A 24,415-nucleotide genomic window follows, 5' to 3' on the forward strand; every position below is an offset into this window, starting at 1 on the left:
TTTCAATAAAATACGCCTTAATCTTTTTGAAATGAAAATTAGTCCTTGGCTATTGGTATTTTATTGGTATTATCCGCCGGGAGGAGAAATCGTGTGAAATTCGTGCTTGGCATCGATGGCGGCGGCACCAGCTGCAGGGCGGCTCTTGCAACAGCGGACGGCACTGTCGTCGGCCGCGCCAAGAGCGGTGCGGCCAACATCCGCACCGATCTCACCGGCGCCAGGGCCAACATCGTCGAGGCGGCAAGGCAGGCCTTTGTCGCCGCTGGGCAGGACCCCGAACTGATCCCGCAGACCCCGGCCATCCTCGGCCTCGCCGGCGCCAATGTCGGCACCTACAGGCAGCAGCTCGAAGCGATCCTGCCGTTCAGCCAAAACCGTGTCGAGACCGACGCCGAGATTGCCCTGGAAGGCGCGGTCGGCTCCGGTGACGGCGCCATGGCCATCCTCGGCACCGGCACCGCCTATATGGCGCGCAAAAACGGCAAGTCGCGCGCCATCGGCGGCTGGGGATTCCAGGTCGGCGACCAGGGCAGCGGCGCCCGCATCGGCCGCGACCTGCTCGAGCAGACGCTGCTCGCCTATGACGGCATCCGCCAGGGATCGCCGCTGACGCAGGCCATGCTCGCCGTCTTCCGCGACAATCCCGAGGATTTGGTCGAGTTCACCACCAACGCAAAACCCGGCGATTTCGGCGGCTTCGCGCCCAAGGTCTTCGAGCATGCCGAAAAGGGTGACGCCGTCGCCAACTGGATCCTCGACAAGGCAATCGCCGACGTCGAGGCAGCACTTGGCGTGCTCGATCTCGGCGACGACGATCCGCTCTGCCTGCTTGGCGGGCTGGCGCCGCTCTATGCGCCGCGGCTGTCGGCGCGCTACCGGGCGCTGCTGAAGCCGCCGCTCGACGACGCGCTGGGCGGCGCCGTGCAGATGGCGGTGCGTGTCTTCGCCAAAGCAGCGGAGGCAACGCGATGAGCGAAGCCGCCGACCAGATCTTCGCCACACTGAAACAGTCGGCGCAAAGCGGCGCGCCGCTCTATCTGCAGCTCAGGAAGAGCATCGAGGACGCGGTCAATCGCGGCCTGATCGGGCCGGGCGACGCGCTGCCGTCCGAGCGCGACATCGCCAGCAAGGCCGACATTTCCCGGGTCACCGTGCGCAAGGCGGTGCAGGATCTGGTCAAGGGCGGCATCCTCGTCCAGCGTCACGGCTCCGGCACCTTCGTCGCGCCGCGGATGGAGCGCGTCGAGCAGTCGCTGTCGCGGCTGACGTCCTTCACTGAGGATATGGCGCGGCGCGGCATGGCGGTGCGTTCGGCCTGGCTCGACCGCGGCCTCTATGCGCCCTCGCCGGACGAGATGATGGTGCTCGGCCTGTCGTCGAACGAACTGGTGGCGCGGGTGGCGCGGCTGCGCATCGCCAACGAAACGCCGCTGGCGATCGAGCGCGCGGCACTGTCTGCCAGCGTGCTGCCCGACCCGGCGGCGATCGGTTCGTCGCTCTACGCGGCGCTTGAAACGACCGGCCATCGGCCGGTGCGGGCGGTGCAGCGCATCTCCGCCGCCAATCTCGGCGACGACGACGCGCGCCTGCTCGAAGTGCCGCCTGGCATTGCCGGCCTGCACATCGAGCGTATTTCCTATCTGGCGAGCGGCAAGGTGATCGAATTCACCCGCTCCATCTACAGGGGCGACGCCTATGATTTCGTCGCCGAGCTCCGGCTGAGCGGGCCGGGCGAAGAGGGCCGGCCATGAGCACAGTAAACACCCAAATGGGGATTACCCATATGCGGCGCGAGATCGAGGAGATCCCGGAGGCCACCGCGCGCCTGCTCGACGGTTCGGCGGCGGTACTGACCGAGGCCGGGCGCGGCATTCGCGAGCGCGACCCAAACTTCGTCGTCACCGTGGCGCGCGGCTCCTCCGACCATGCCGCCACGTTCATGAAGTATGCGGTGGAACTGACCGCCGGCCTTGCCGTCGCGTCGGTCGGCCCGTCGATCGCTTCGATCTATGGCGCCAGGCTCAAGCTGGCCGGCTCGGCCTGCCTAGCGATCTCGCAGTCGGGCAAGAGCCCGGATATCGTCGCCATGGCGCAAGCCGCGAGAGCCGGCGGTTCGCTGACCGTCGCCATCACCAACACCGCCGATTCGCCGCTGGCGCGGGCCTGCGATTATGCCATCGACATCCTGGCCGGCCCGGAGCGCAGCGTCGCGGCGACGAAGACCTTCGTCAATTCAGCCGTCGCCGGCCTCGCCTTGATGGCGCATAGCACCGGCGACGACAAGTTGCTGGCGGCGCTCGCCGGTTTGCCAGAACATTTCCGCAAGGCGATCGCCTGCGACTGGATGGCGCTGGCTAGCGCCCTTGAGACGCAGAAGTCTCTGTTCATCCTCGGTCGTGGTCCGTCCGCGGCGATCGCCAATGAGGCGGCGCTGAAATTCAAGGAAACCTGCGCCATGCATGCCGAGGCCTATAGCGCTGCCGAAGTCATGCATGGCCCGCTGGCGCTGGTCGGGCCTGATTTTCCGGTGCTGGCGCTCGCCGCCCGCGATGCTTCCGAGCCGTCGGTCGCGGAGGCCGCCGACAGCCTGGCGAGCAAGGGCGCGGCCGTCTTCGTGACTTCGGACAAGGCGACAAGCGCTCAGCACCTGCCGCATGTCGCCACCGGCCATCCACTGACCGACCCGCTGGCGCTGATCGTGTCCTTCTATGGCTTCGTCGAGGCCTTTGCCCGCCGTCGCGGTCTCGATCCGGACACGCCGCCCAATCTGCGCAAGGTGACGGAAACCATATGAGCGACCGTTTTGCCCTGACTGGCGCCCGGATTTTTGACGGCGACGACTGGCACGACGACGCTGCTCTTGTCGTGCGAGACGGTCTCGTCGAGGCCATCGTTGCCACCGGAGCCGTTCCGACCGGCGTCGAGCGGATCGTATCCGGCGGCGGCATGCTGGCACCGGGCTTCGTCGACCTGCAGGTCAATGGCGGCGGCGGCATCATGCTCAACGACCATCCCGATGTTGCTTCGATTGAAACCATCTGCCGGGCGCACGCGCCGTTCGGCACGACCGCGCTGCTGCCGACGCTGATCACCGACACGCCTGAGATCACCGCAGCGGCGGTTGCCGCCGGTGCCGAGGCCGCAAGGCAAAACGTGCCTGGCTTTTTGGGCCTGCATCTCGAAGGCCCGCATCTGTCGGTCGCCCGCAAGGGTGCGCATGACCCGGCACTGATCCGGCCGATGCTGGATGCCGACCAGGCGATGCTGATTGCGGCGCGGAAAAACCTGCCGGTGCTGCTGACCACGATCGCGCCGGAATCGGTCGACACCGTTCGCGTTTCGGCGCTGGTCGAGGCCGGCATCGTCGTCAGCCTCGGCCATTCCGACACCTTCTATGCCAAGGCGCGCGCGTTCGCCGATGCCGGCGCCACAATGGTCACTCATCTGTTCAACGCCATGAGCCAGATCGGCAACCGCGAGCCGGGTCTGGCGGGTGCCGCCATCGATACCGGCACATTGTTTGCCGGGATCATCGCCGACGGCATCCATGTCGATCCCGCCACCATGGCCATCGCACTGCGCGCCAAGCAGGGCCTGGCAAAAATTTTTCTGGTCACCGACGCCATGGCGACGATCGGCACCGACATGACCTCATTCACGCTGAACGGCCGCGCCGTCTACCGCAGGGACGGCAGCCTGCGGCTTGCCGACGGGACGCTGGCCGGCGCCGATCTCGACATGATCGCCGCCGTCCGCTTCGTCCACCGCGTCGTCGGACTGGACCTGTCGGAGGCGCTGCGCATGGCTTCGCTCTATCCGGCGCAGGCGATCGGCCAATCACACCGGCTCGGGCGGTTCGCCAACGGCACCGCCGCCGACATCGTAGCGCTGTCGGACGAATTGGACGTCAAGGGCGTCTGGATAGAAGGCAAGAGGGTTTTCGAGGTCGGTGTCGCAAAGGCCGCCTAAGGTATCAGCCGTTCGGCCCGCAGCCTGAAGCGGGTGGTTGCTCAAGTGTCCCTCTTGTCCCCAATCACCTGGGCTGTCGCCGGAAGCCGCGACGCGGCCGGTCTCGCCGGTTTCGGCAGCAGGCGGCGCACGGCCGGCGCGGCGGCCACATCGTTCCTGGCGGCGAACAGCTCGTGGTTCTTCTCGATGTCGTCGAGCTTGTAGCGATAATTGACCATCAGGCCATGCGCCTGACGCAAGGCGCGGGGCGACAGATCGCCGAAAAGATCGATGCGCTCCAGCCGCGCGCCATTGCCGAGATGGAACCGGGCGACCGGGTCGATCACCTTGCCGGAGGCCGTGCGGGACTCGAGGAAATACTGTGCCGCAAGAGGAAGCAGCGCCGGGCCGACGCGGTCGCGAGCGACAGCGTCCGCATGCCAACCCTCGTCGGCGACGAGGTCCAACACTTCGGCGGCGGAGGGGATGGTTTCGGCCTGCTCGGTCAGCCAGCGGGCAAAGCCCGGCACTGGCGACAACGTGACGAAATCGGTCAGGCCGGGAAGGTCGCGGCGCAGATCCTCGACCACCTGCTTGATCAGAAAATTGCCGAAGGAGATGCCGCGCAAGCCCTCCTGGCAGTTGGAGATGGAATAGAACACCGCCGTCGTGGCCTGCCGTGGTGGCACCGGCGGCCGCTCGTCGGCGAGCAGCTCGGCGATCGTCGTCGGCATCGCCCGGGTCAGCGCGACCTCGACGAAGATCAGCGGCTCGTCGCCGAGCTGCGGATGAAAGAAAGCATAGCAGAGCCGGTCGGCCGGCTCGATCCGGCGGCGCAGATCGTCCCAGGTGTGGATGGCATGCACCGCCTCGTAGCGGATGATTTTTTCCAGGATGTTGGCCGGCGTCGACCAGTCGATCCGCCGCAGCACCAGGAAGCCGCGGTTGAACCACGACGACAGCAGGTGGGTGAAGTCTGCATCAACGATGGCGAGATCGGGCGATGTGGGCAGCCGGGCGAGCAGATCCTCGCGCATGCGCACCAGCGTCTCGATGCCGCCGGGCGCCAGGTTCAGACGGCGCAGGAGCTCCTGCCTGGCCGGCTCGGCGGCGTCGTGCAGGGCAAGTGCCGAGCGATCGTCCGGCGTGGCGCGATAAGCATCCACCGCAGCGGCAAGCCTGGCGTGATCGGTGCCGAAACGATCGCGCAGCACATGCAGGAAAGCCAGCCTGCCGTCGGCGCCGAGGGTGCGCCAGCGATCGAGTATTTCTCTTGCATAGGCGACGCCCGATGCCTCGCCCTGGCTGGAAAGCAGGCGGACGCACAGACGTGCCAGGCTGTCGGCCGAAACCGGCTCGTCACCGCGCACGAGGTTCAGCATCATCCGGCCGCGGTCGGCGATGGTGTTCAGCAGGTCAGCGAAGAAAGGGCTGCGGTTCATCGATCCGACCGTCGAAGAGGAGCCTGCGGGAGGGTCCGGAGAGACATGAGGGTGAGACAGAGAATATGGATGGTCGTTTTGGATATGCCAATAAGATCGCCAAAAATGGACAAGGCCATTTTGGCTGGGGATCGCATGTCACGAGCACAAGCGCACCGGCGTCGGCCAACGAATTCCTGACCGGCTGGGAGAACAGCGCGTGCCGGTGACGGCTCGCCGGCAGCGGCAGCGTCAGCCGGCCACCTGGTCGGCCGCTGTCCTGATCGCCTCGATGTTCGCCCGATAGGCTTCGACGCTGTCGCCCTTGAAGATAGCCGCACCGGCGACCAGCACGCTGGCGCCGGCGGCGGTGACCAAAGGTGCTGTTTGCGGCGAGATGCCGCCGTCGATCTCGATCCGGATCGGCCGATTGCCGATCAGCGCCTTCACCCGCTTCACCTTGTCGACGACCTCCGGGATGAAGGCCTGGCCGCCAAAACCCGGATTGACGGTCATGATCAGGATCAGATCGAGCCGGTCGAGCACATATTCGATCGCCGTTTCCGGCGTCGCCGGGTTGAGCGACACGCCGGCCTGCTTGCCGAGGTCCCTGATCGTCTGCAGCGAACGGTCGAGATGCGGCCCGGCCTCTGCATGCACCGTCATGCCGTCGCAGCCGGCTTCGGCAAACGCCTGCAGATAGGGATCGGCCGGCGCGATCATCAGATGGCAGTCGAAGAAGGTTTTGGTGCGGTTGCGGATCGCCTTGATCACCGGCGGGCCGAAGCTGATGTTGGGCACGAAATGCCCGTCCATGACGTCGAGATGGATCCAGTCGGCACCGGCCGCCACCACCGCCTCGACCTCGTCGCCGAGCTTCGAAAAATCCGACGCCAGCACAGATGGCGCGATCAGGGTCTTGTGAGCCATGTTCGCTTCCCGTTCTTAAGCCCGCCTTCGCCGTAATCGTCTCAGCGCTGCTTGTCGACAGGAATCCGGTGCCTGTGCAAAAGGAGAGAGGCAGCGTCGGCCACCTCTCTCCCTGTTCAAGCGTTGCGATTTCAGTTCGCCGGATGCAGCGGCCTGGCCAGTGGTGGCCGTAAGACCTTGCCGCTGCCTTGCTTCACTTTTTGCAGATTGGGCTTCTTCACAGGGTGCCTGGGCACGCAGTGACCACGCACCAGTTTTTCGGTTGCCCGGCAGGCGGTGATGATCAGCGGGTTCTTGACGCATGCCTTGCCGACCAGATGATAGCCGCGCTTGCAGTCGATAATGATGGAGGGCTTGCGCACACATCTCCCGTCGACGCGCTGTTCGTTGCGCTTGCACCTGTCGGCGATCACCGCATTGCGCACGCATTTCAGCCCCACCCGATGGTAACCGGGCAGGCAGTGGATGCTGACCCCGATGCACTTGCCGTTGACAAGCTTTTCGGTGCTGCGGCAGGCAGCCACGAGCGGCCTGTCGACGCATTTGCCACGGATCAGCCTTTGGCTCGGCAGGCATGTGCGGCCTGCATCGATGACGACCGGCGGAAGTCGCGGTTTGCCGGGATTGGGTGGCGTATCGACCGCCAGACCATCGGCATTCGGATCAAAATTGCGCTTGATGCAGGTAAAATCCTCCGTGCTGTTGTCGACGGTGGCGATCGAACCGTTCTGCTTGATCTCCTGCAAGGTGCACTGGATCGAGCGGGTTCTGACGATGCTGAACTCGTGTGCGGCGCTCGCCTTGAACACACCGCCATCATTGAAGGCGGCCGTCGTGTCGGTGAAGAATGCGCCGTTCGAGCAGCTGATGCGGTAGTGAAACGCACCCGGCGCCTCGCGCTCGACGTCGAACGCCACCTGGCCCTTGCGCGGGCAGAGTTTTTTGAAGCCAGCGCTGTCCGAGACAGTGACCTCGCCCTGCCAGTCCGAATGCGCCGGCGGGTTGTCGGGGTTGTCCTGAGGTGCGTCGGTGAAGCCGCCCCCACCCGCGCCGGTGCAATGGACGGTGATTTCCTTCCAGCCGTCGAATGGTTCGAACGGACCGTTGCCGACGATCTCGGTCTTGTACTGGAAATAGGCGGTGGCGCCGACATCCTCCCATTTCTCATAGGTGGCGAAATAGCCATTCTTGGTCGCGTCGTATGACGCCCACGCCTGCTGCACCTCGGAGGTGATCGGCCCGTCGTTCTTCTGGCGCCAGATGCGCATCGACACCGGCCCGGCCTGGTTGGCCTGCGCCCGGCTCGTGACCTTCAACGACGGGCAGACCGTACCGGGCGTCGAGCCGGCCTGGTTCGACTGGTAGGTGGTCAGGAACAGCTTGACGTTTTCGACGTCGAATTTGCCGAAATCATTGGCGACGTCCTGAACCGGCGGCTTGATGACGGGGTCGCAGACGATTTGGACGTCGAACGAGCCATGCTCGGCATAGTGCGAGTCGTACAGCGGATGGGGCCAGTTGCCGCCCTGGGCCTCGCTGACCGCATTGTCCATGTCGAGCGCCGTGTCGGTGAGTGCCGAGAAGCTCGCATGAAAACTGTGCGTGAACGAGTAGGATTTTGTCGGCCCATCGGGCTGGAGGTGCTGGTTGCACCTGGCGATGATCTGGTCGCCGTAAGGCACGACGGCGATACCGCTATCTGAGGACAGCGGCATGATTGAGGGGTCGAAGGAGAAATTTTGCTGGTGATCGTAGTCGCGGCTGACAGGCGAGGCGCTCCAGATCGGCGGAAACGCGCCGCACTGGCCCGGTCCACAAACGCCGAGCGCCACGCCGACGTCCTGCACATAGCCTGGCCACCGTGTGTTGAGCTTCATGTGGCCCCAGAACTGGACGTTGCCGCTCTTAAGCGTGTCCCACTTTTGCTTGTCGCTGGAGCCGACGTGAATCGTCGTGTTGGCGCTTTCGGTGTTGAACGACATTGACTTGATGTTCGCCTGCTTGGCGAAGGCCGGCGTGGTGGCGAGCGCGGCTGCGATCAGGGCAGCGGTCGCCGCCGTGTTGCGGAAAGCATGCTTGGCTGAAGACATCTTCTCTCTCCCTGAAATGTTGCTTCACGGAGTTTGTCGCCGACTGCAGCGATTAGGTTCACGCGGCGGCTGAAACGCGTCCGACCAACACCAAAACCCCGCCGGATTGCTCAGGCGAGGTCTTGGTGTTGCGGTCCAAGGTGACGGAATGTTGCGCGCCGGGTCCCCTACTGGAGAGCCCGCGGCCTGCGCCTCGGTTGCTGCAGGATGTTGGGATTCAGCAGCAGGTTCGGATTGATCTGCAGCGTCGGCGCCCTGCGGATAGGGTGGCAGTCCGGATACTGTCCGACTGTCCCGACCGGGCAGCGCCGCCTGATGATCGGCTGGCACCGGCCGTTGATCAGCCGTGAACCAGGCGCGCACTCCAGCTGCGCCCGGCGGCATGCGCCTCTGATCACCTCGGTCCCGCGCGGGCAGACACAGGCGCCGCGTTTGTTGTGAACCTGGCCGCGGATGGTGCACAGTTCAACCGTCGGTTGCTTGACGATCGGCAAGCAGGCCCTGCCCCTCAGTTCCGTCCGTCTCGGACAGACGCAATCGCCGCTCTTGGTGCGGATCTGGCCAGGCAGCAGCTTGCACAGGCGTGCCGGCGGCTCGTCGGTCGACACGCACCTGCGGTTATCCAGCTCGGTTCCGCGCGGGCAGACACAACGCCCGTCGGAGGTACGGATCTGGCCCTTGAGCAGCACGCAGCGCTCCTTCGGTTTCGATATGATGACCGTGCCGCCACCCGACGAGCACTGGCCGTTGCGGAAAGTGGCGCCTTGCGGGCAGACGCAGCGGCCGGCGTCGTTCATGACGAGGCCCTGCGAGCACGCCTTCTTCCCCTCATTATTCTTGATGGTGAAGGGATGGCAGGCATAGGCCTTGCCGCGATCGCCCTGCACGCTGGTCAGGTCGCCGGAGAGCATTTTGCCCGCACCTCGCACCGGCGTGTCGGGCGACAGCACGCCGACGCAGTTCTGGCCGCTGACGGCGCCCTGCAGATCGGCCAGGCGGCCGTCGTCGGGAATGATCGCGGTCACACGGTGAACGTGGCTTTCCCCGGCGCCGAGCGTCAGATTGGCGATGCAGGACGCAGGCAAGGTCGCCGGTTCCGGCGCACAACCGAAGGGCGGGTCGATCGAGGTGATCGCCACGCCTTCCAGCCGGCCGAGGCCTTCGACACCGATCGCATCACCAATGCGAACCGGACCGGAGAAGGCGTTTTTCCCATCATTCGCGATGGTGATCTCGAACGAGCAGGGCTGGCCGACCCGGCACTCGGCATCGCCGGTTTTCTCGACACGGATGGTCGAGGCGCCGCCGCCCTTGGCGCAGGCCCTGCCGATCGGATGGACGACGTCGTCTCCTGGCGCCGGGCCGTAGGAGCCGCGTGCGCAGTTCTCGAATACGCCATTCGCTGCAAGCGCCACGTCGAAGTGACGGCTGGTTCCGGGCGTCATGACGGCGCCGGGAATCTGGCACGACAACGCATTGGCCGGAACCGGTTCGCACGTCCATTCCGCGCCGTCGGGAGTGACGGTCTGGATCTGAACGGGCGCGCCTCCAGCCACCAGCGTGGCGGCATCGTTGACCCAAACCGGACCGGTGGGGGCACTGGTGCCGGTGCTGATGACGCTGATGCGGCAGGTGACGGCCGCAGCACCGGCCAGCGCTCCGCTGCACAGTTTGGTGAGGCGCATGGCCGGCTTGCCGCTGTCGGAATGGCGGATGCGTTGCCTGGCGCAGGCCCTGTTGTTGGTGAGGTCGTTCTCGCCGGGGATGGCTTTCACCTCGGCGCAGTTCTCGACCGTGTTTGGCCGGTAGCCGGCCGGCATCACCGCCTTGACGAAGATTGGCGTGGAAGCGCCCGGCGAGAGCACGATGCCGGCATTGTCGCAACGGAACTGGCCGGGGCCGTTCGGTCCGCATGTCCATGTCGGGATCGGGCCGAAGCTCGACGATGCCGGCACGCCACCCGGATAGGTGTCGGTAACCGTCAGCGGCCCGTCGTAGCGGACGTTGCCGTTGTTGATGATATCGATCACGAAGGTGCAGACACCATCTGCCGTGCAGACCGGGGTGCGGGCACGCTTCTTCAGGATCAAATCGACCTTCTTTTCCACCGGCGGCCGGCAGTCGCGGCCCCGGTCGCCACGCCGGCAGATCGGGATCGAGGCGCAGTCGCGGTCGTTGTCGAGGCAAGGAGGCACGCCGCCGGGCCGCGGAAAATCAGGCGGATAGAAAGGCGGCAGGTAACCGCCGCCCGGTATCTGCTCATTGTAGCCGGCACCGCCTTCGCAGGGATGCCAGACTTCGACGTCGCCGACATGCCCTTCTGCCTCAGGGCCTTCTACCTCGGGGTCTTCGAAATAGCCGTCAAAGTCGACGAACCACGCGCCGAAAGGCGGCACGTTGGCCGGCTTGACCAGCGCCGTCGGCGTGATCTGCACACCGTGCACGGCGAGCGGCCCGCCGCCGGCAAGCCGTTCGGCAAGCGCGGGGTTGTCGCGCAACTTGTCTGCGGTCTTGACCAGCGTCTCGGTGCAGATGCTCGCGTCGAGATTGCCGTCGGCGTCATAGCCATATTGCAGGTCGAGGCCGCCAGCCGACTGCCGGTTGTCTTGCGGGAAGCCGACCGCATAGTCCTGCGGCATTTCCACCCAGATTGATTCCGTCGCCGGATCGTCCGGGTTTTCGCGCCCGTAGCGTAAGACCTCGCCCGTGCCGGTATCGGCGAACCGGCTGTAGTCGTAGCGGTTTTCCACCGGGCCGCGCTGGGCCAGGTACATGAAGCCGCTGATGTCGAAAGCGATGTCGGTGACGGCGTGGTCGTTGCCGGCCTTGACCGTCAGTTCCCGGCGCGGGTCGCCAGCAAAGCTGCCGTCGCGGGCAACGCCCACCGACCAGAGCTCGGCCTTTTCACCGACGGAATAATAGAGGCGGCCGTCGTGATAGGCGACGGACCAGACACGACGCTCATCCTGCGTATAACCCCAGCTGTCGGGGTCCTCGCTGTCGAAGACAGCGCCCTCGATGTCCATCACCAGGCCATCGTCGGCAAGCGGGGCCAGCCCGTGCGCCGGGCGCCCGGCAACGCCGTGGTCGAACCTGTCGAGCAATACGCCGTTGGCGTCGATGCGGTGGATGAGACCGGTGTCGAGGTCGCTGGCGAAGAACTGGCGGCGGATAGTGTCGAAGGTGACGTCGCCGATGCCAGAGCCGCTGTTGGTTTCGAGGTCGGCGAATTTGCTGACCTGGCCGGTAATGCCGTCGATCTTCCAGATCGTGCCCGGTCCGCCACCGTTCTCGGTGCCGAACTGGCCGTCCATGAAGGTGGCGCCGGCAGCACCGCGACGCTGCCGCTCGGGACGACCGTCCGCATCTTCGTCTGACGTGACGATGCGGACGCCATGCAGCGAGGTGGCGCCGGCATAGAGGTTCGCAATGCCCGAGGGAGCACCGTCGCGTACGCCGTCGTCATAGGTGATGCCGAACACCTGGCCGATCTGCGCGGCCGTCACTTCGAAGGGCGGCGGCGTGAAGACGAGTTGGCCGGAGGCCCGCCCGCCCAGCCTTGAAACGTCAAAGACGCGCAAGGTTGCGCGCGTCGTGTCGATAAAGGTCTCGTCGACCGGGTCGACGCTGGGCGGCAGGCCCTCCTCAAGATCACGAATGACGGTACCGGAAAATCCGGTCACGGCCATCGAGCCTGGATAGATGATCTGCGTTTCCTGCGCTTGGACGGCACCGCCAAGCCACAGGATGGTGGCGAGCGCCAACGCCGGAAAGCCGCTGGCCGGTTGCATCGCACGGCGCAACCGGCCAGCACGAGAGCGCACGAACGCGCCGTGGTCGCAAGACATGGAATTCCCCCCGCGGGCGACGGGAGAAACATCCGACGTTTCCGCGCAAATCAGGGCAAGGCGCGACGTTCCGGCACGTTTTTCCCTGATCGAATTGTCTGCTTTCCTCGTGATCACGATATGCCGGCTCTTACGCATGGTCAACGCAACAAGCAGAACGCCTGGCATAGCGCCCCCACCCCGAAAGCGGTGGTCGCGCCGAGCCTGGATTTCCAGTCATGGCCTTTCCTTTCCAGGGCCGCACCACGCGGCGCATCTGGGTGTCAGTCGCGAACCGACGCGGAAAGGTTCATGGGCCGGAGAACCCTGGCGGGCCCGAGAAAAGGATGTGTTGGATGCCTTGCGCAGAATGCTTGCGCGCCGCGCAGCCTGTTCTTATATACGCGCCAAGCCGTTCGGCGCCGGAATGCCGGTTGCCGAAGCGGAATTTCTTGTGAACAGGGGCTTTCGTCGGAACGCCTGTACGGGTCCAGAGAGCCTGCTTAGCGGAGAGATTAGAAAAATGGCAAAAGTAATCGGTATCGATCTGGGGACTACCAACTCCTGCGTCGCCATCATGGACGGCAAGGAATCGAAGGTCATCGAGAATGCGGAAGGCGCGCGCACGACCCCATCCATCGTCGCCATCAACAGCGACGGCGAGCGCCTCGTCGGCCAGCCGGCCAAGCGCCAGGCGGTCACCAATCCTGAAAACACCATCTTCGCGGTCAAGCGCCTGATCGGCCGCCGCTATGACGATCCGGTTACGGAAAAGGACAAGAAGCTTGTCCCCTACCAGATCGTCAAGGGCGACAATGGCGACGCCTGGGTCGAGGCCGGCGGCAAGAAGCAGTCGCCCAGCCAGATCTCGGCAATGATCCTGCAGAAGATGAAGGAAACGGCGGAAGCCTATCTCGGCGAGAAGGTCGAGAAGGCGGTGATCACCGTTCCGGCCTATTTCAACGACGCCCAGCGCCAGGCCACCAAGGATGCCGGCAAGATCGCCGGCCTGGAAGTGCTGCGCATCATCAACGAGCCGACCGCGGCCGCACTTGCCTACGGCCTCGACAAGAAGGAAGGCAAGACCATTGCCGTCTATGACCTTGGCGGCGGCACGTTCGACATTTCGGTGCTCGAAATCGGCGACGGCGTGTTCGAGGTGAAGTCGACCAATGGCGACACCTTCCTCGGCGGCGAGGATTTCGACATGCGTCTGGTCGAATATCTGGCGGCCGAGTTCAAGAAGGAACAGGGCATCGACCTGCGCAGTGACAAGCTCGCGCTTCAGCGCCTCAAGGAAGCGGCCGAAAAGGCCAAGATCGAGCTGTCGTCGACGACGCAGACCGAGATCAACCTGCCCTTCATCACCGCCGATGCCACCGGCCCCAAGCACCTGACGCTGAAGCTGACGCGGGCGAAGTTCGAGAGCCTGGTCGAGGATCTCGTCCAGCGCACGATCGAACCCTGCAAGGCGGCGCTCAAGGATGCCGGCCTGAAGGCCGGCGAAATCGACGAGGTCGTCCTGGTCGGCGGCATGACCCGCATGCCCAAGATCCAGGAGATCGTGAAGCAGTTCTTCGGCAAGGAGCCCCACAAGGGCGTCAATCCGGATGAGGTCGTCGCATTGGGCGCCGCCATCCAGGCCGGCGTGCTGCAGGGCGACGTCAAGGACGTGCTGTTGCTTGACGTGACGCCGCTGTCGCTCGGCATCGAGACGCTGGGTGGTGTGTTCACGCGGCTGATCGAGCGCAACACGACGATCCCGACCAAGAAGAGCCAGGTGTTCTCGACTGCCGAGGATTCACAATCGGCCGTGACCATCCGCGTCTTCCAGGGCGAGCGTGAAATGGCCGCCGACAACAAGGCGCTCGGCCAGTTCGACCTGGTCGGCATTCCGCCGGCGCCGCGCGGCGTGCCGCAGATCGAGGTCACTTTCGACATCGACGCCAACGGTATCGTCAACGTCTCGGCCAAGGACAAGGGCACCGGCAAGGAGCACCAGATCCGCATCCAGGCGTCTGGCGGCCTTTCGGACGCCGACATCGAGAAGATGGTGAAGGACGCCGAAGCCAATGCCGAGGCCGACAAGAAGCGGCGCGCGTTGGTCGAGGCCCGCAACCAGGCCGAGGCGCTGGTGCATTCCTCTGAAAAGTCGCTGAAGGAATATGGCGAGAAGGTTTCCGAGGCCGACCGCACGGCGATCGCCGATGCGATCGCGGCGCTGAAGACCGCTGCCGAAGGCGACGACGCGGCCGAGATCGAAGCCAAGACGCAGGCGCTAGCCGAAACCTCGATGAAGCTCGGCCAGGCCATGTATGAGGCTTCGCAGAAGGAAGCGGCGGAAGCTGACGCCAAGGCGGACGCGGCCAAGGACAGCGACGTGGTCGACGCCGACTTCGAGGAAATCAACGAAGACGACGACAAGAAGAAGTCGGCCTAAGCGGCCTGCCGGCAGGTTTAGGCGCATGACCCCGAAATCGGAATCGATTTCCGGAAAGGATCATGCGCAAAAATCTAAGTGCTATAGCGTCCTTTGCGTGTCCAACAGGACGCGCGGCGCTGTAGTAAAGCCCGGCGTAAAGCCGGGCTTTTTTGCCACTCTGGCCGAAAAAGTGCGTGCCTGATCGAAAAAGTGCGGGCAAGCCCGTGTCAACACTGGCATCCCGGCTCCATCGCACCTAAATCGGAACAGCGTGCCGGCGAACGACGCAAAGTGCTTCAAGACGTTGAATATCCGGACTGCGGGAAAAGATGAAAGCTGATTTCTACGAAACGCTGGGCGTGCAAAAGGGGGCCGACGAGAAGGAGCTCAAGAGCGCTTTCCGCAAGCTGGCCATGCAGTTCCACCCCGATCGCAATCCCGGCGATCATGCCTGCGAGCACAAGTTCAAGGAAATCAACGAAGCCTACGAGACGTTGAAGGATCCGCAGAAGCGGGCGGCCTACGACCGTTTCGGCCACGCCGCCTTCGAACAGGGCGGCATGAACGGCGGCGCACACGGCTTCGGCGCCGGCGGTTTCGCCGACATCTTCGAGGATATTTTCGGCGACATGATGGGCGGGCGTCAGCGCCGTTCGTCAGGCGGACGCGAGCGCGGTGCAGACCTGCGCTACAATATGGAAATCACGCTGGAGGAGGCGTTTGCCGGCAAGACGGCGCAGATCCACGTGCCGGCATCGATCTCCTGCATGGAATGCTCCGGCAGCGGCGCCAAGCCCGGCACCCAGCCCGTCACCTGCTCGATGTGCAACGGCCACGGCAAGGTGCGCGCCACGCAAGGCTTCTTCTCGATCGAGCGCACCTGCCCGCAATGCCAGGGACGTGGCCAGACCATCAAGGAGCCGTGCGCGAAATGCGCCGGCCAGGGCCGCGTCACCGAGGAGCGCTCGCTGTCGGTCAACATCCCGGCCGGCATTGAGGACGGCACCCGCATCCGCCTCGCCAATGAGGGCGAGGCCGGCCTGCGCGGCGGCCCGTCGGGCGATCTATATATTTTCCTGGCGGTCAAGCCGCACGAATTCTTCCAGCGCGACGGCGCCGATCTCTACTGCAAGGTGCCGATCTCAATGACGACGGCTGCCCTTGGCGGTTCCTTTGAGGTGACGACGCTGGACGGCACCCAGACGAAGGTCAAGGTGCCGGAAGGCACCCAGAACGGCCGTCAGTTCCGCCTCAAGGGCAAGGGCATGCCGGTGCTGCGCCAGCACAATGTCGGCGATCTCTACATCCAGACCGCGGTCGAGACGCCGCAGAACCTGTCCCGCCGCCAGCGCGAGCTGCTGGAGGAGTTCGAGCAGCTTTCCTCGAAGGATAATTCGCCGCAGTCGAGCGGCTTTTTCGCCCGCATGAAGGACTTTTTCGAGACCTTCAGCGAGCGCTGATGGCGACTCTCGCCGATCGGATGTAGAATACAACCGAGCGGAAGCTCCCCTAGCGTCATCAACACCTTATACCGGCGTCCGCCTTGCCTTGAAGCCCGTAGCTGCTAAGTAGCCACTCGGGGGACCGTTCAGGAGAACTTGCATGGCACATGGTCCCGGACTGCGAAAGACGCTGGCAGAGAAGTTCGACGACGAACTGAAGTTCTTCAAGGGCTGGATCGACAAGCCGAAGGCGGTCGGTTCGATCGTGCCGACCAGTTCCATCACGGCCCGCAAGATGGCCTCCGTCGTCAACCCGATGTCGGGCCTGCCGGTGCTCGAAGTCGGGCCCGGCACCGGTGTCATCACACGAGCCATCCTCGCCCACGGCGTAAAGCCTGAAAATCTCTACGCAGTCGAATACTCCCCCGATTTCGTGCGCCATCTGCGCCAGTTCTATCCCGGCGTCAACGTCATCGAGGGCGATGCCTTCAATCTCGATGCGACGCTCGGCGACAAGAGCGGCCTGACCTTCGATTCGGTCATCTCCGGCGTGCCATTGCTCAATTTCCCGGTCGAACAGCGCGTCGCCTACGTCGAAAGCCTTCTCGACCGCATCCCGACAGGCCGCCCGGTGGTGCAGCTGACCTACGGCCCGCTGTCGCCGATCCCGCCCGGCCGCGGCGACTACACGGTCGAGCATTTCCATTTCGTCATCCGCAACATCCCACCAACGCAGCTGTGGATCTACCGGCGCGGGGCGCATTAGGGTGTGCCGATATTCAGGTGAGACCGGCCTGCAAATGGCAGCTTCCTGCGCTTCCGGTGCTCACGTACTTCAAGTACGCTCCGCTCCGGTTCTCGGAACCAACCATTTTCGGCTCGGCCTGACCTGAATCTCAACACACCCTTCACTCATGTGCCCTTTTCGATTTTTGCGCCGGTGCGTTGATTTGACAGATCCCTGGCTGTACCTGTCCGGGAATAAGGGGGCCGATGGCAGTGATCGCGAAAATTCTCGTCTTCGCCGGTTCGATTCGCTCTGGCGCCTACAGCGGCAGGACCGCCGATGTGGCGCAGAAGGAACTCGCCCTGCAGGGCGCCGAGGTGACCCGCATCTCGCTTGCCGACTATCCGCTGCCGATCCTCGACGAGGACCTGGAAAAGGAGAAAGGCATTCCCGAGAACGCCATCAAGCTTGCCCGGCAAATCGCGGCCCATGACGGGCTGCTGATCGCGACGCCCGAATATAACGGCTCGATCCCGCCGCTGCTCAAGAATACCATCGATTGGGTGAGCCGGGTGCGCACGGATGACGGGCGGTCGTTCAGGCCGTTCACCGGCAAGCCCGCCGGCCTTTGTTCGTCTTCCAAAGGACATTTCGCCGGGGCACGCTGCATCAACCATCTGCGCGCCGTGCTGGTGCGCTGCCAGATGGAGGTGGTGACGCCGGAGTGCTCTGTCCCGGAGGGCGGCAACGCCTTCGACGAGGACGGGAATTTCAGGGACGAGCGACTGCACAGATCGATGGAGCACCTATGCCGCACGCTGATCGAAACCTCGCGCCTGCTGTCGACGCGGATCGAGGCGTGATCCAGGAGCGCGCCAGCACCATGCAAGACAGGCTGATCGTCGGCCTCGACGTGCCGACGCTGAAGGACGCCGAGACGGTGGTGCGCGAGCTCGACGGGGTCGTCTCCTTCTACAAGATCGGCTATCAGCTCGCCTTCGCCGGCGGCCTCGACTTCGCCCGCGAGCTCGCCAGCGGCGGCACCAGGATCTTCCTCGACATGAAGCTGCTCGACATCGACAACACGGTAGCCAAGGGCGTCGAGGCCATTGCCAGGATGGGCATGACCATGCTGACGCTGCACGCCTATCCGAAGACGATGAAGGCAGCGGTCGCGGCCGCCAGGGGCAGCGATCTCTGCCTGCTTGGCGTCACCGTGCTGACCTCGATGGACGAGCGGGACGTGATCGACGCCGGTTATGAGCATGACCCGCATACGCTGGTGCTGAGGCGCTCCGAGCAGGCGCTGCATGCCGGCATGGGCGGCATCGTCTGCTCGGCCGAGGAAGCGGAGGCGGTGCGCCGGATCGTCGGCCCCAACATGGCCGTCGTCACGCCGGGGATACGGCCCAAGGGCAGCGACCATGGCGACCAGAAACGCGTCGTCACGCCGGCGCAGGCGATCCGCAACGGCTCCAGCCATCTCGTCGTCGGCCGGCCGATCGTTAGCGCCGCCGACAGGCGAGCGGTCGCGGAAGCAATTCTTGACGAAATGCGCTCGGCCTAACAATTCGGAGAACAAGCATGCCGAAGGGATACTGGATCGCCCGCGTCGATGTACGCGATGCGGAAGGTTACAAGGACTATGTCACTGCCGCCAAACCGGCTTTCGATCGTTTCGGCGCCGTTTTCCTGGCACGAGGCGGTGCACATGAAAAAGCAGAAGGGCCGGGCCGCGACCGCAACGTGATCATCGAGTTTCCGTCATTGGCTGCGGCGCACGATTGCTATCACTCGCCCGAATACCAGCGCGCCGTCGCGATCCGGCAGAAGGTGGCCGACGGCGAGATCGTGCTGGTCGAAGGGGTTTAGTTCAGCGGCCACAGCCGTGGCGTGCATAGTCATTTGGAACCGTCGCGAACGTGCCCGCGGCGTTCAGACCGAATGCAGGATGTAAAGCTTGCGCGTTTTCTCATGGATGGTCCATTCGCCCTCCCAGCCAAGCGGCAGGACGAGCAATTCGCCGGGTCCGACATCTTTGGCTGCGCCACCAGGACCGTGCAGCGTCACGCGGCCGGACACGATGTGGCAAATCTCGGAATTCGTGTCACGGCGCGCGGTGAACCGGCCTTGCGAGCATTCCCAGACACCGACTTCGATCTTGCCATCCTCCGACGTCCAAAGCGTGTTGGCTGCTTCCATCTGATCGCCTTCCAGCGAGGTGGGCTTCGGCTGGGGCTCACCGAGGTCGATATGCGCCAGGTGGGCGAAGGTCTTGAAGTCGATCATTGCTAAATCCCTGAAGTGATGCGGTTCAGTGCCCGGTGATGCGATCGGCCACGGCGGCCAGCCGCGACGTGCGCGGCAGCCCCTTTGCTTCCCGCTCGTCGGCAATTCGATAGAGCTGATACATCGAATGGACGCCAAGCCAGCGCAGCGGCTCTGGCTCCCACTTGCGCACGGTTCGATTGACCCAGGGAAGCCGCGTCAACTCGGTGTCGTTGCCCAGCAGCAGATCGCGCAGAGTGCGCCCCGAGAGGTTCGAGGTGGAAACGCCGAGGCCGACATAACCGCCGGCCCAGCCTATTCCGGTGTGCCTGTCAAAGCCCACCGTCGTGCACCAGTCGCGCGGCACGCCCAGCGTTCCACACCACGCGTGGTCGAGCTTGAGCCCCTTGGTCTGCGGCAGAAGCGTCGTCAGGATTTTATGCAGCTTGTCGATCGTCGCCTGCTGGGTGACGCCTCGAACGTCGGTCTTCGAGCCGAACCGATAGGGCACCCCGCGCCCGCCCATGGCAATGCGTCCTTCCCGGGTGCGCTGGGCGTAGCAGTAAGTGTGCGCGGCATCGCCGAGCACCTCGTAGCCATCCCAGCCGATTTCGCTCCACAGCTTGTCGGAAAGCGGCTCGGTGACCACGATGGCGCTGTTGAGCGCCAACCACAGTCTTTCGTGGCCGGCGATTCCCGCGGTAAAGCCCTCGGTCGCCCGCACGATCTTTTCGGCTCGCACCACGCCCCGGTTGGTTGCGACCGTGCCCTTCTCGATCGACAGCACGGTCGTCTGTTCGTAGATCGGGACGCCGAGCCGCTCCACTGCCCTGGCGAGCCCCTGCACCAGCTTTGCCGGCTGAATCCGCGCAACCTTCTTGATGACGAAGGCGCCGCGGGCGTTGTGCACCGCTATGCGCCGACGCATCTCGGCTGCATCGATATACCCGACGCGCTCGTCGGTCAGCGCCCAGGATCTGGCATGGGCATACATCGCCTTGGCGCGCTGCTCCTGCGCCTCGTTGGTTGCGACCAGCAGTTCGTCGGTGCGACGAATGTCGGCGTCGATGCCTTCAGCTTCCGCAACCGATATGACCTCGTTCACCGTGCCCGTCATTGCCGCCTGCATGGCGATGACTGCAGCGCGCGAGGTTGCCTCCTGATATTTTTCGCGCGACCAAGAGAACCCGCCGGACAGCCAGCCGCCATTGCGCCCCGAAGCACCGAAGCCGGCGAACTCCTTCTCGATGACGACAATATTGAGATGCGGGGCCGCCTGCTTCAGATAATAGGCGGTCCAAAGGCCGGTGTAGCCGGCCCCGACGATGCAGACGTCGGCCACGATATCGCCCTGCAGCGGCGGCCGATAGCCGGGCACCCCGCCGATGTCGGCATACCAAAATGAAACGTCGCCGTTCTTCTTCACGTCCATTGTCGCGATTTCCCAGACAGGATTTTAGGTCAGCGTGAAATCGGCGTTTTCGTCGTCGGCCAGCAGCTTCACGTCGCTGCCCGCGAATACGAGGTCGACCTCGTCGCCGATGGCGAAGGTCTCGGCCTCCAGCGTCGAGCGCACGATCGCCTTCGAGGTGTCGGCCAGCACGACCTCGTATTTGGAGCCAGATCCGAGATAGATGGCCTCGCCGATGCGCCCGGGCAGGGTGTTTCGATCTTGTCCGCCCTTTCCCCGCCTGGCGAGGCTCAGCTTCTCCGGCCGCAGCAGCATCACCGGCTTGGCGCCGTCGGCAAGGCGTTTGGCGGCGGCCACTTTCCATCCGGCTACGTCGATGGCGGTCTCGTTGCCGGAGGTGGAGGCTGCACCACGCAGTATCGTCGAGTCGCCGACGAACTTTCCGACGAACAACGTCTCGGGCTCGTCGTAGAGTTGGCGACCGGTGCCGATCTGCTCGATGCGTCCCTGGTTGAACACGGCGATGCGGTCCGAGAGGACCAGGGCCTCCTCCTGATCGTGCGTGACGTAGACGAAGGTGGTGCCCAATTCCCTGTGGATCCGTTTGATCTCGAGCTGCAGCCATTCACGCAGCTTCTTGTCGAGTGCGCCGAGCGGCTCGTCCATCAAGAGCAGCGGCGGGTCGAATACGATGGCACGGGCCAGCGCGACGCGCTGCTGCTGTCCGCCGGAGAGCTCGCTGGGGAAGCGGTGGCCGAAATCGGCCATCCTCACCATGTCCAGCGCCTTGCGCACCCGGGCCGCGCGATCGGGATTGGCGATGCCGCGCAGGGTCAGCGGATATGCGACGTTCCTGCTCACCGTCATATGCGGGAATAGCGCGTAGTGCTGGAAGACGACGCCGATATTGCGTTTGTGCGCCGGTACGCCGATGACGCTTTTGCCGCCGACGTCAAGTGAACCCGAGCTGACTTCGGTGAAGCCGGCGACGACGTTGAGTGTGGTCGTCTTGCCCGAACCGCTGGGTCCGAGCAGCGTCATGAACTCCCCCGGCTCGATGCGCAGCGAGACCTTGTCGAGGGCGATGAAGCTGCCATAGTGTTTGCTGACGGATTTGAGATCTATGGCTGCGCCGCGGGTCGATGGTGAGGCCATGTCAACGTTTTCCCTGTCTCGAACCGATCAGCAGCCCCGCCCCGATCACCAGCGACGTCACGATGAAGAGCAGCGTGCCCACTGCCGCAACGGTGGGGTCGGCGTCCCGGGTGATGCTCGAGAATATCTGGACCGGCAGTGTTTTCAGATACGGGCTGGTGATGAACAGCGCGACGATGATCTCGTCGAATGAGGTCACGAACGCAAACAGCAGCCCCGACAGGATGCCCGGCGCGATCAGCGGCAAGGTCACCGTCCTGAACGCCGTCAGCCGGGTCGCGCCGAGGCTGGCAGCAGCAGTCTCAAGCCGTTTGTCGAAGACTTCCAGGCTGGCGGAGACGGCGATGATGACGAAAGGAACGGCGAGCATCGTGTGGGCCAGCACGAAGCCGGTCATGGTGCCCACCAACCGCGTATCGAGATAGACCGCGTAGATTCCGACGGCGAGCACCACCCCCGGCACGACCATTGGCGTGATCAGCAGCGCGCGCAGCACGCCGCTGACGCGACTTTTCATGCGATCGAGGCCGAATGCCGCCAGCGTGCCGATGACGGTGGCGAACAGCGCCGTGACGACGGCAACCTTGAGCGAGCCGACCAGGCTCGCCGACCATTCGGGGTTGGTGAAAAAGTTCTGGTACCACTGCCAGGAAAAGCCGGATGGCGGAAAGGCCAGCGACTTCTTGTCGTTGAACGACATCGGCACGACAACGATTGTCGGTGCGACCAGCCAGACCGCTACCAGCAGGCAGTACAGACCGAGCAGGATTCGACCGGACTGTTTCATCAGCGCCTCGAGCCCGTCTTGTGCGGTTGACGCGATAGCGGCGCGGCGAGCGCGAGCAGGACGAAGGTCGCGATCAACAGCACCACACCCATCGCACCGCCGCGGCCCCAGTTGAGCAGGCTGAGCACCTGGTTCTGGATCAGGGTCGAGAGCATGGTCGATCGCGGACCACCGAGCAGCGCCGGGGTGATGTAGAAGCCGAGTGCAAGAATGAAGACGATGATGGCGCCCGCGTAGACGCCCGGAAGCGAGAGCGGCAGATAAACCTGGGCAAAGGCGCGCGCCGGGCTCGCGCCGAGGCTCCGTGCCGCCTGCATGAGCCGCAGGTCGATCGTCTTCATCACCGAATAGAGCGGCAGGATCATGAACGGCAACAGCACCTGCGCCATGCCGATCACCACGCCTGTCTGCGTGCGGATCAGCTTGACCGGGCTGAGGCCGACTGCCCTGATGACGGAGTTGATCACGCCGGAATCCTGCAGCAGGATGACCCATGCCAGAGTGCGCACCACGCCGCTCACCCAGAACGGCACCAGCACGCACAGGATGAGGACGAGCCGCATCCTGGGTCCGACCGCGGTCATCACATAGGCATAGGGATAGCCGGCGATGAGACATACCAGCGTCACCCAGGCGGAGATCGCGAAGGTCCGCTGAAGCACCGTCAGATTGACCGGTGTGCCGAAGAACCAGGCATAGTTTTGCCATCCCCATTGCGGCTCGGAAAAGCTGCGCAAGGTCACGATGGCGAGCGGCAGGCCCAGGCAGATGACGAGCAGCAGCAGCGCCGGCGCGACGAGCCAGAAAGCCTGTCCACGAAACCAGCGCCGCCGGCCGTCTGCCGTGACAGCCGGAACAGTGTCCCGGCTGTCGATTGCTCTCGTTGCCACGGCGGCGGACCTAATTGCCGGCCATCAACCCATTCCACTTTTCGTTCGCCACCTCGAAGTTCTCCACCCAGAACTTGATGTTCTGCTGATAGCCAAGCTTCAGCTTGTCCGGCGTGTTGGTCATGAACGCCGCGGTGATCTCGTCCACTTCGGGCTTCGCGTCCTTGTGGATCGGGGTATACGAGGTGGTTTTTGCAAGCGTCTCCTGCGCGCTCTTGCCGAGGTAGGCGTTGATCAGCGCATGCGCCGCGTCGGGGTCCTTGACGCCCATCGGAATGGTCATCTGGTCCATCACCACCAGCCAGTCCTGCCACGCCGGCGTGTACTTCGCGCCGTTCTTCACCGCGGTCATGGCACGTCCAGTCCACATCGCGATCATGTCGGCTTCGCCGGATTCGGCGAGCTGCTGGGAATCGGCGCCGGTCTTCCAGAAGATCGTGTCCGGGCCGAGCGATTTCACCTTCTCGATAGCCTTGTCGATATCGGCAACCGTCATGTTTTCGACCGACCCGCCGGCGGCGAGCAGCGCCTGCTCGATCATGCCGCCGGACAGATCGCCGCTGCCCTCCAGGGCGCGCGAGCCCGGGAATTTCTCGATGTCGAAGAAATCCTTCCAGCTCTTGGGCGGGTTATCCTTGTACTTTTCGGTGTTGTACATCAGCACCACGCCATAGTTCATGGCCGGCACGCTGCATTCGCTGATCTGGCCCTCCGGAATGTTGGACGTATCGATCTTTGAGAAGTCCAGCTTCTGGAACAGCTTGCCGCAATAGACGTAGGGCGGGAAATCGCCGGTATCGACAACGTCCCAGGTGACATTGCCGGACTCGACCTGCGCCTGCAATTTCGAGATCTCGGTTGGCCCGTCGCTGAGCAGCGTCACGCCTGACTTGTCGACGAACTCTTTCAGCGCTGCGATCTGACCATCCTGATAAATGCCTCCATACGAGACGAAGGTGAGCGTCTTGCCCTTCAGCGAGCCCTCTGCCACCTCGCCCGCCACCGACTTGCTCTGCGCAAGCGCTGCTGTGGTGATCATCAGCAGCCCGAGCGCGGCCACCTGTCCGATCCTGGTCTTCATTTTTTATCTCCCA

The 24,415-nt window shown here is 64.2% G+C and carries 20 protein-coding genes; 10 read left to right on the top strand and 10 right to left on the bottom strand.

What is annotated here, in order from left to right; all coding sequences use genetic code 11:
• Window positions 1–93 precede the first annotated feature (93 nt).
• Genes AC0L2R_RS05645 through nagA form a run of 4 tightly spaced genes read left to right on the top strand, consistent with a single transcriptional unit; the run spans window position 94 to window position 3,972 of the window.
• Window positions 94–975, top strand: a complete 882-nt coding sequence (locus AC0L2R_RS05645; RefSeq protein WP_473508010.1) for a glucosamine kinase nucleotide-binding domain-containing protein — start codon at window positions 94–96, stop codon at window positions 973–975.
• Entirely contained in the window at window positions 972–1,754 is a 783-nt protein-coding gene (locus tag AC0L2R_RS05650) for a GntR family transcriptional regulator (protein ID WP_027154680.1), read from the top strand. Before AC0L2R_RS05645 ends, AC0L2R_RS05650 begins: the two co-directional genes overlap by 4 nt.
• A gap of 32 nt (window positions 1,755–1,786) precedes the next feature.
• Window positions 1,787–2,797, top strand: coding sequence for an SIS domain-containing protein (locus AC0L2R_RS05655; protein ID WP_473508080.1), 1,011 nt, complete (start codon window positions 1,787–1,789; stop codon window positions 2,795–2,797).
• Complete coding sequence (gene nagA / locus AC0L2R_RS05660; RefSeq protein WP_473508011.1) at window positions 2,794–3,972, top strand: N-acetylglucosamine-6-phosphate deacetylase; 1,179 nt, start codon at window positions 2,794–2,796, stop codon at window positions 3,970–3,972. The genes AC0L2R_RS05655 and nagA overlap by 4 nt, the downstream gene beginning before the upstream one ends.
• Before the next feature lie 41 nt (window positions 3,973–4,013).
• On the opposite strand, the gene AC0L2R_RS05665 is transcribed toward nagA, so the two are convergent.
• The 4 genes from AC0L2R_RS05665 to AC0L2R_RS05680 form a co-directional block, all read right to left on the bottom strand.
• Entirely contained in the window at window positions 4,014–5,393 is a 1,380-nt protein-coding gene (locus tag AC0L2R_RS05665) for a malonyl-CoA decarboxylase (RefSeq protein ID WP_473508012.1), read from the bottom strand.
• 231 nt (window positions 5,394–5,624) lie between these two features.
• Complete coding sequence (gene rpe, locus AC0L2R_RS05670) at window positions 5,625–6,302, bottom strand: ribulose-phosphate 3-epimerase (protein ID WP_473508013.1); 678 nt, start codon at window positions 6,300–6,302, stop codon at window positions 5,625–5,627.
• A gap of 131 nt (window positions 6,303–6,433) precedes the next feature.
• Complete coding sequence (locus tag AC0L2R_RS05675; RefSeq protein ID WP_473508014.1) at window positions 6,434–8,392, bottom strand: EB domain-containing protein; 1,959 nt, start codon at window positions 8,390–8,392, stop codon at window positions 6,434–6,436.
• A gap of 167 nt (window positions 8,393–8,559) precedes the next feature.
• Window positions 8,560–12,183 (bottom strand): hypothetical protein, encoded by a 3,624-nt coding sequence (locus AC0L2R_RS05680; protein WP_473508015.1) that lies wholly within the window; start codon window positions 12,181–12,183, stop codon window positions 8,560–8,562.
• 559 nt (window positions 12,184–12,742) lie between these two features.
• Here AC0L2R_RS05680 and dnaK point away from each other — a divergent pair.
• The 6 genes from dnaK to AC0L2R_RS05710 all read left to right on the top strand — a co-directional run bounded on the left by dnaK (window position 12,743) and on the right by AC0L2R_RS05710 (window position 18,682).
• Window positions 12,743–14,659 carry a molecular chaperone DnaK gene (gene dnaK, locus AC0L2R_RS05685; protein ID WP_091591896.1) on the top strand — a complete coding sequence of 639 codons (1,917 nt, stop codon included), beginning with the start codon at window positions 12,743–12,745 and terminating at the stop codon, window positions 14,657–14,659.
• 311 nt (window positions 14,660–14,970) lie between these two features.
• The gene (gene dnaJ / locus AC0L2R_RS05690; protein WP_023801455.1) at window positions 14,971–16,101 is read left to right on the top strand and encodes a molecular chaperone DnaJ; all 1,131 of its coding nucleotides are present in this window, start codon (window positions 14,971–14,973) and stop codon (window positions 16,099–16,101) included.
• A 142-nt stretch (window positions 16,102–16,243) separates the two neighbouring features.
• A complete protein-coding gene (gene pmtA / locus AC0L2R_RS05695) occupies window positions 16,244–16,849 on the top strand; it encodes a phospholipid N-methyltransferase PmtA (RefSeq protein ID WP_473508016.1) in 606 nt (201 codons plus the stop codon).
• A 227-nt stretch (window positions 16,850–17,076) separates the two neighbouring features.
• Window positions 17,077–17,673: an NADPH-dependent FMN reductase gene (locus AC0L2R_RS05700; RefSeq protein WP_473508017.1), complete on the top strand. Its 597-nt coding sequence runs from the start codon at window positions 17,077–17,079 to the stop codon at window positions 17,671–17,673.
• Window positions 17,674–17,693: 20 nt separating this feature from the next.
• A complete protein-coding gene (gene pyrF, locus AC0L2R_RS05705; RefSeq protein WP_128174823.1) occupies window positions 17,694–18,377 on the top strand; it encodes an orotidine-5'-phosphate decarboxylase in 684 nt (227 codons plus the stop codon).
• Window positions 18,378–18,394: 17 nt separating this feature from the next.
• Entirely contained in the window at window positions 18,395–18,682 is a 288-nt protein-coding gene (locus AC0L2R_RS05710; protein ID WP_091591899.1) for a DUF1330 domain-containing protein, read from the top strand.
• A gap of 63 nt (window positions 18,683–18,745) precedes the next feature.
• On the opposite strand, the gene AC0L2R_RS05715 is transcribed toward AC0L2R_RS05710, so the two are convergent.
• From AC0L2R_RS05715 to AC0L2R_RS05740, 6 genes are read right to left on the bottom strand one after another with little or no spacing between them, the layout of a single operon-like run.
• Window positions 18,746–19,099 carry a cupin domain-containing protein gene (locus tag AC0L2R_RS05715; RefSeq protein WP_473508018.1) on the bottom strand — a complete coding sequence of 118 codons (354 nt, stop codon included), beginning with the start codon at window positions 19,097–19,099 and terminating at the stop codon, window positions 18,746–18,748.
• Window positions 19,100–19,124: 25 nt separating this feature from the next.
• A complete protein-coding gene (locus AC0L2R_RS05720) occupies window positions 19,125–20,510 on the bottom strand; it encodes an NAD(P)/FAD-dependent oxidoreductase (protein ID WP_473508019.1) in 1,386 nt (461 codons plus the stop codon).
• A 24-nt stretch (window positions 20,511–20,534) separates the two neighbouring features.
• Window positions 20,535–21,644 (bottom strand): ABC transporter ATP-binding protein, encoded by a 1,110-nt coding sequence (locus tag AC0L2R_RS05725; protein ID WP_473508020.1) that lies wholly within the window; start codon window positions 21,642–21,644, stop codon window positions 20,535–20,537.
• Window position 21,645: 1 nt separating this feature from the next.
• Complete coding sequence (locus AC0L2R_RS05730; RefSeq protein WP_473508021.1) at window positions 21,646–22,431, bottom strand: ABC transporter permease; 786 nt, start codon at window positions 22,429–22,431, stop codon at window positions 21,646–21,648.
• Window positions 22,431–23,321 carry an ABC transporter permease gene (locus AC0L2R_RS05735; RefSeq protein WP_023801446.1) on the bottom strand — a complete coding sequence of 297 codons (891 nt, stop codon included), beginning with the start codon at window positions 23,319–23,321 and terminating at the stop codon, window positions 22,431–22,433. The genes AC0L2R_RS05730 and AC0L2R_RS05735 overlap by 1 nt, the downstream gene beginning before the upstream one ends.
• 10 nt (window positions 23,322–23,331) lie before the next feature.
• On the bottom strand, window positions 23,332–24,402 hold the full coding sequence (locus AC0L2R_RS05740) for an extracellular solute-binding protein (protein WP_473508022.1): 1,071 nt from the start codon (window positions 24,400–24,402) through the stop codon (window positions 23,332–23,334).
• Window positions 24,403–24,415 lie beyond the last annotated feature (13 nt).

The sequence above is a fragment of the Mesorhizobium sp. WSM4820 genome (assembly GCF_055811075.1).

Bases quoted from the DNA above. Each gene is read 5' to 3' on its own strand.
- AC0L2R_RS05650 (WP_027154680.1), top strand. From the start codon at position 972: ATGAGCGAAGCCGCCGACCAGATCTTCGCCACACTGAAACAGTCGGCG.
- AC0L2R_RS05655 (WP_473508080.1), top strand. From the start codon at position 1,787: ATGCGGCGCGAGATCGAGGAGATCCCGGAGGCCACCGCGCGCCTGCTC.
- nagA (WP_473508011.1), top strand. From the start codon at position 2,794: ATGAGCGACCGTTTTGCCCTGACTGGCGCCCGGATTTTTGACGGCGAC.
- AC0L2R_RS05665 (WP_473508012.1), bottom strand. From the start codon at position 5,393: ATGAACCGCAGCCCTTTCTTCGCTGACCTGCTGAACACCATCGCCGAC.
- rpe (WP_473508013.1), bottom strand. From the start codon at position 6,302: ATGGCTCACAAGACCCTGATCGCGCCATCTGTGCTGGCGTCGGATTTT.
- AC0L2R_RS05675 (WP_473508014.1), bottom strand. From the start codon at position 8,392: ATGTCTTCAGCCAAGCATGCTTTCCGCAACACGGCGGCGACCGCTGCC.
- AC0L2R_RS05680 (WP_473508015.1), bottom strand. From the start codon at position 12,183: ATGCAACCGGCCAGCGGCTTTCCGGCGTTGGCGCTCGCCACCATCCTG.
- dnaK (WP_091591896.1), top strand. From the start codon at position 12,743: ATGGCAAAAGTAATCGGTATCGATCTGGGGACTACCAACTCCTGCGTC.
- dnaJ (WP_023801455.1), top strand. From the start codon at position 14,971: ATGAAAGCTGATTTCTACGAAACGCTGGGCGTGCAAAAGGGGGCCGAC.
- pmtA (WP_473508016.1), top strand. From the start codon at position 16,244: ATGGCACATGGTCCCGGACTGCGAAAGACGCTGGCAGAGAAGTTCGAC.
- AC0L2R_RS05700 (WP_473508017.1), top strand. From the start codon at position 17,077: ATGGCAGTGATCGCGAAAATTCTCGTCTTCGCCGGTTCGATTCGCTCT.
- pyrF (WP_128174823.1), top strand. From the start codon at position 17,694: ATGCAAGACAGGCTGATCGTCGGCCTCGACGTGCCGACGCTGAAGGAC.
- AC0L2R_RS05710 (WP_091591899.1), top strand. From the start codon at position 18,395: ATGCCGAAGGGATACTGGATCGCCCGCGTCGATGTACGCGATGCGGAA.
- AC0L2R_RS05715 (WP_473508018.1), bottom strand. From the start codon at position 19,099: ATGATCGACTTCAAGACCTTCGCCCACCTGGCGCATATCGACCTCGGT.
- AC0L2R_RS05720 (WP_473508019.1), bottom strand. From the start codon at position 20,510: ATGGACGTGAAGAAGAACGGCGACGTTTCATTTTGGTATGCCGACATC.
- AC0L2R_RS05725 (WP_473508020.1), bottom strand. From the start codon at position 21,644: ATGGCCTCACCATCGACCCGCGGCGCAGCCATAGATCTCAAATCCGTC.
- AC0L2R_RS05730 (WP_473508021.1), bottom strand. From the start codon at position 22,431: ATGAAACAGTCCGGTCGAATCCTGCTCGGTCTGTACTGCCTGCTGGTA.
- AC0L2R_RS05740 (WP_473508022.1), bottom strand. From the start codon at position 24,402: ATGAAGACCAGGATCGGACAGGTGGCCGCGCTCGGGCTGCTGATGATC.